The sequence below is a fragment of the Salmonella sp. 5800 genome (assembly GCF_046558195.1).
In the GTDB taxonomy this organism is placed as follows: domain Bacteria; phylum Pseudomonadota; class Gammaproteobacteria; order Enterobacterales; family Enterobacteriaceae; genus Salmonella; species Salmonella enterica.
Genome location: NZ_JBGDOX010000022.1, coordinates 1 through 4,417, shown reverse-complemented (window position 1 = coordinate 4,417; position 4,417 = coordinate 1). Strand labels below are relative to the sequence as shown.

Annotated in this window: 5 protein-coding genes and 4 tRNA genes; 2 read left to right on the top strand and 7 right to left on the bottom strand. The window is 49.7% G+C overall.

The annotated features are described in order from the left end of the window. The 5 genes from ACLJZ5_RS21980 to ACLJZ5_RS21960 all read right to left on the bottom strand — a co-directional run. Nucleotides 1–236: GTP-binding protein (locus ACLJZ5_RS21980; protein ID WP_000031667.1), on the bottom strand; the 236-nt coding region annotated here is incomplete at its 3' end. Between the two features lie 115 nt (nucleotides 237–351). Next, nucleotides 352–427: transfer RNA gene (locus tag ACLJZ5_RS21975), tRNA-Thr, on the bottom strand. A gap of 6 nt (nucleotides 428–433) precedes the next feature. Beyond that, nucleotides 434–508: transfer RNA gene (locus ACLJZ5_RS21970), tRNA-Gly, on the bottom strand. Nucleotides 509–624: 116 nt separating this feature from the next. Then, a tRNA-Tyr gene (locus ACLJZ5_RS21965) sits at nucleotides 625–709 on the bottom strand. Nucleotides 710–717: 8 nt separating this feature from the next. Beyond that, nucleotides 718–793 (bottom strand) — tRNA-Thr (locus ACLJZ5_RS21960). A gap of 19 nt (nucleotides 794–812) precedes the next feature. On the opposite strand from ACLJZ5_RS21960, the gene ACLJZ5_RS21955 reads away from it, so the two are divergent. Together ACLJZ5_RS21955 and coaA are read left to right on the top strand one after the other, a co-directional pair. Continuing rightward, the gene (locus ACLJZ5_RS21955; protein WP_031602421.1) at nucleotides 813–986 is read left to right on the top strand and encodes a hypothetical protein; all 174 of its coding nucleotides are present in this window, start codon (nucleotides 813–815) and stop codon (nucleotides 984–986) included. A gap of 208 nt (nucleotides 987–1,194) precedes the next feature. Beyond that, nucleotides 1,195–2,145: a type I pantothenate kinase gene (gene coaA, locus ACLJZ5_RS21950; RefSeq protein ID WP_000023068.1), complete on the top strand. Its 951-nt coding sequence runs from the start codon at nucleotides 1,195–1,197 to the stop codon at nucleotides 2,143–2,145. A gap of 34 nt (nucleotides 2,146–2,179) precedes the next feature. Here the strand turns inward: coaA and birA are convergent, their stop codons facing one another. Both birA and murB read right to left on the bottom strand, forming a co-directional pair. Next, nucleotides 2,180–3,142: a bifunctional biotin--[acetyl-CoA-carboxylase] ligase/biotin operon repressor BirA gene (birA, locus tag ACLJZ5_RS21945; protein ID WP_000655746.1), complete on the bottom strand. Its 963-nt coding sequence runs from the start codon at nucleotides 3,140–3,142 to the stop codon at nucleotides 2,180–2,182. Then, on the bottom strand, nucleotides 3,139–4,167 hold the full coding sequence (gene murB, locus ACLJZ5_RS21940) for a UDP-N-acetylmuramate dehydrogenase (protein WP_000149783.1): 1,029 nt from the start codon (nucleotides 4,165–4,167) through the stop codon (nucleotides 3,139–3,141). The genes birA and murB overlap by 4 nt, the downstream gene beginning before the upstream one ends. Between the last annotated feature and the right edge of the window lie 250 nt (nucleotides 4,168–4,417).

Genomic DNA, 4,417 nt, shown 5'->3' with positions numbered 1-4,417 from the left:
TGTGCGTAGTGGCGGGTCGGGGTATCGTATTCAACGTGAGAAGTGTTGATGGTGATACCACGCGCTTTTTCTTCCGGCGCGTTATCGATCTGGTCGAATGCGCGAGCGGCGCCGCCGTAGGTTTTAGCCAGTACGGTAGTAATGGCAGCGGTCAGCGTTGTTTTACCATGGTCAACGTGGCCGATAGTACCGACGTTAACGTGCGGTTTTGTACGTTCAAACTTTTCTTTAGACATCGATTGTCCCTCTAAGACACGGATAAATCGGTGATATCACCACATCAACCAGGCAACACGCCCGACTTGTTGAATGCTAATAAACAGAAGAGAAAAACAGGAAGGAGAAAAGAAGTGGTGCTGATAGGCAGATTCGAACTGCCGACCTCACCCTTACCAAGGGTGCGCTCTACCAACTGAGCTATATCAGCACATCTTGGAGCGGGCAGCGGGAATCGAACCCGCATCATCAGCTTGGAAGGCTGAGGTAATAGCCATTATACGATGCCCGCATCCTGGAACTCGGCTACCTGATTTTCATTCTGCACTGAATATCGAGAGAAACTCTCTTTATTCGAGCCGGTAAGCGAACTTATCGTCTCGGGCTGCGCCATCGCGCGGCCGAAAATGGTGGTGGGGGAAGGATTCGAACCTTCGAAGTCTGTGACGGCAGATTTACAGTCTGCTCCCTTTGGCCGCTCGGGAACCCCACCGGACTTGATGGTGCCGACTACCGGAATCGAACTGGTGACCTACTGATTACAAGTCAGTTGCTCTACCTACTGAGCTAAGTCGGCATCAAGTAGCGCGCATTCTATGGAGACCTGCGTGCTCATGCAACTAAAAAATTGCATAAAATGTTCTATCGCTCACATTTTGCGCTATAAGAGACAAAAATGCTCTAATTTCAAACAAGAGAGCATAAATTTTCGGCATTTTACTGACCGTCAGACCAGGATACGACGCGGCATTTCAACGTTCCGTCGATAGAAAGCAATCTTCTGTATCTGGTATATTCGTCACATTGCTTCTCAGGGATAGCTTTCACAGCGAGATTTTTTCTTATTATTCCTCTCCATCTGGTGTTACCCTCCTGCCCATTGTCCAAATTAACTTAAATGTGACGTGCCGTTGCATGTCAGGGATGGCCCTCGTTCATCGCTGAACTGATGTAGCAATAGCAGCCAGAAACATGCTTATGAGTATAAAAGAGCAATCGTTAATGACGCCTTACCTACAGTTTGATCGCAGCCAGTGGGCTGCGCTTCGCGATTCTGTGCCGATGACCCTGACCGAGGATGAGATCGCGCAGTTAAAAGGCATTAATGAAGATTTATCGCTGGAAGAAGTTGCAGAAATATATTTACCTCTCTCCCGTTTGCTAAATTTCTATATCAGTTCAAACCTGCGTCGTCAGGCTGTCCTGGAACAGTTTCTGGGCACTAACGGCCAGCGAATCCCTTACATCATCAGTATCGCGGGCAGCGTCGCAGTGGGTAAAAGCACGACAGCGCGCGTTCTGCAAGCGTTGCTGAGTCGCTGGCCGGAACACCGCCGTGTTGAATTGATTACCACAGACGGCTTCCTCCACCCAAACCAGGTGTTGAAAGAACGCGGGTTAATGAAGAAAAAGGGGTTCCCCGAATCGTATGATATGCACCGACTGGTGAAATTCGTTTCTGACCTCAAGTCGGGCGTACCGAACGTGACGGCGCCAGTCTATTCTCATTTGATTTACGATGTTATTCCTGAAGGGGATAAAACCGTCGCTCAGCCTGATATATTGATTCTTGAAGGTTTGAATGTTTTACAAAGCGGTATGGATTATCCTCACGATCCGCACCATGTATTTGTCTCTGATTTCGTTGATTTCTCTATTTACGTTGATGCGCCAGAAGAACTTCTTCAGACATGGTATATCAACCGCTTCCTGAAATTCCGCGAAGGGGCGTTTACCGATCCTGACTCTTATTTCCACAATTATGCGAAATTATCTAAAGAAGAAGCTGTTAATACAGCAGCTTCGCTTTGGAAAGAAATTAACTGGTTGAATTTAAAACAAAATATCTTACCCACACGAGAACGTGCCAGCCTTATTATGACCAAGAGCGCTAACCATGCGGTGGAACAGGTAAGATTGCGAAAATAACAGAAAAAAGGGGAGTACCGACTCCCCTTTTTTACTATTCGGCGCTTCGCAGCGATATTTCCCCACCCATCCAGGGTTTAATCACGCCATCCTGTTCAAGCAATAATGCACCCTGAGTATCAATGCCGCGAGAAATACCAAATATTTCTTTGTCGCCAATAATCAGTTTTACCGGACGATCAATAAAATTATCCAGTTTTTTCCAGCGCGAAAGATAAGGAGAAAGTCCTTCTTGCTCAAAAAGCTCAAGCGCAGCACGTAACTTATAAATCAGCTTTGCGGCCAGCATATTGCGGTCGAGCGTAATTCCGGCCTCCTGCAACGTGATCCATCCCTGATTTATCACGTCCTCTTCTACACGACGCATTGCCATGTTAATACCAGCGCCAATCACTATTTGTGCGGCATCGCCCGTTTTACCGGTTAACTCAACCAGAATACCCGCCAGTTTGCGATCCAGCAGGTAGAGGTCGTTAGGCCACTTCACGCGAACTTTATCTGCGCCCAGTTCACGCAGCACTTCCGCCATCACAATTCCAATGACCAGACTCAAGCCTATTGCCGCCGCAGGCCCCTGCTCCAGACGCCAGTACATTGAAAGATATAGATTCGCACCAAACGGTGAGAACCATTTACGCCCGCGACGACCACGCCCTGCCTGTTGGTATTCTGCTACACAGGCATCGCCTGAACGCAGCTCGCCAATTCGATCAAGTAAATACTGATTGGTTGAATCGATAACGGGCAATACCGCCACGTTTCCGCTATCCAGTTGGCTATGAATACGGTCAGCATCCAGTAACTGGATGGGTTCCGGCAAGCTATATCCTTTCCCCGGAACGGTAAATACATCTACTCCCCAGTCGCGTAATGTCTGGATATGTTTATTAATCGCCGCGCGGCTCATTCCCAGCCGTTCACCCAACTGCTCGCCTGAGTGAAACTCTCCGTCGGCAAGTAGTGAGATTAGCGTCAGGGGAACGGTAGTATCTTTCATGCAATGCTCTCCACAGCGTTCACCTCTCCGGACCGACCAATAAAGCGAACCTCAGGCTCCAGCCAGACATTAAATTTTTCACCCACTTTTTGCCGGACATGATGCGCCAGCGCCACCACATCTTTACTTGTCGCATCATTCGCATTAATCAATACCAGCGCCTGTTGGCGATGCACCGCAGCGCCGCCAATGGTGACGCCTTTCAACTGACATTGGTCAATCAGCCAGCCTGCCGCCAGCTTCACTGAGCCGTCTGCCTGAGGGTAATGCGGCGCGTTGGGAAATCGTTCTAACAGTTCCATAGCGATATCGGCTGCGACAACGGGATTTTTAAAAAAGCTGCCCGCGTTGCCATTCACTTTAGGATCCGGCAATTTTGTGGTGCGCATATGGCATACAGCATCAAACACCTGTTGCGCGGTGACCGTTTTCGGATCCAGACGAGTAAGATCGCCATAGGTCAACACCGGCTGCCATTGCTTTGATAAACGCAGACCCACCGCGACGATCGCAACGCGATCCTGATATTCATTTTTGAAGATACTGTCACGATAGCCGAAACGGCATTCCGCCGCGGACAAACGCAGACGTTTTCCCGTTTCCAGTTCAACGCAGTCAACGTAGTCGCAGACGCGCTGTAGTTCTACGCCATACGCGCCAATATTCTGTATAGGCGAGGAACCAACGCAGCCAGGGATGAGCGCCAGATTCTCCAGGCCAGGCATGTTGTTGTCCAGCGCGTAGCGAACCAGCTGATGCCAGTTTTCGCCTGCGCCGACGTGTAGGTGCCAGGCGTCCGCGGTTTCATTGACCTCAATGCCTTTCAGGCGGTTAAGGATCACGGTGCCGGCGTAATTTTCCAGAAACAGGACATTGCTTCCTTCACCCAGGATCATAACCGGCAGTCCCTCACGAGTTGCTTGCTGCCAGGCACTCAGTAGTTGTTGTTCGTTTTCAGCGCATGCGATGTGCTTTGCACAATGATCAATGCCGAAGGTATTCCAGGGTTTTAGGGAGTGGGTCATGGCTGCTTTCCTGATACTCAATCGGCAATAGTTTACCGTATCTGTGTTGGGAAGGCTTGTGGTTATATTGAGGGTGGATCGGCGCGTCCCTGTAGGCCGGATAAGGCGGAGCCGCCATCCGGCAGACTACAGATAAAACAAAAGGCCCAGTCTTTCGACTGAGCCTTTCATTCTATTTGATGCCTGGCAGTTCCCTACTCTCGCATGGGGAGACCCCACACTACCATCGGCGCTACGGCGTTTCACTTCT

Excerpts from the sequence above, each read along its gene's own strand:
- ACLJZ5_RS21955 (WP_031602421.1), top strand. The coding sequence starts at position 813 with ATGGAGACCTGCGTGCTCATGCAACTAAAAAATTGCATAAAATGTTCT.
- birA (WP_000655746.1), bottom strand. The coding sequence starts at position 3,142 with ATGAAAGATACTACCGTTCCCCTGACGCTAATCTCACTACTTGCCGAC.
- coaA (WP_000023068.1), top strand. The coding sequence starts at position 1,195 with ATGAGTATAAAAGAGCAATCGTTAATGACGCCTTACCTACAGTTTGAT.
- murB (WP_000149783.1), bottom strand. The coding sequence starts at position 4,167 with ATGACCCACTCCCTAAAACCCTGGAATACCTTCGGCATTGATCATTGT.